1 protein-coding gene is annotated in these 379 nt (G+C 54.6%); it reads left to right on the forward strand.

Annotation, left to right across the window (positions count from 1 at the left end; translation table 11 throughout):
• Nucleotides 1–379 (forward strand): IS1595 family transposase (locus tag J9889_RS19665; protein WP_210557800.1); only part of this gene is annotated, 379 nt, incomplete at both ends.

Genomic DNA, 379 nt, shown 5'->3' on the forward strand with positions numbered 1-379 from the left:
ACGATTTTTGCAAACACAAAACTCCCACTGACCAAGTGGTTTCTGGCGATGCAGCTGCTGTCACAGACCAAAACTGGCTTGTCAGCGATGGAGCTAAAGCGCCAGTTGGACGTCAAATATGACACCGCCTGGATGCTCAAGCACAAGCTGCTGCAAGCCATGAAAGAGTCCGATGACAAGCAGCCCATCAGCGGCATCATTCAGCTCGATGATGTCTACTGGGGTGGCGAGCACCGTGGTGGCAAACGGGGTCGGGGCGCGGCAGGCAAGACGCCGTTTGTGGCAGCAGTGGCCCTGAACAAGGAAGGACATCCAATCAAGATGCGGATGACGGTGGTCGATGGTTTCAAAACCAAGTCCGTTGCTGATTGGGCAAAAC

Origin of the sequence: Aeromonas sp. PrichA-15, from assembly GCF_017939245.1 — a bacterium.
Lineage (GTDB): Bacteria > Pseudomonadota > Gammaproteobacteria > Enterobacterales > Aeromonadaceae > Aeromonas > Aeromonas caviae.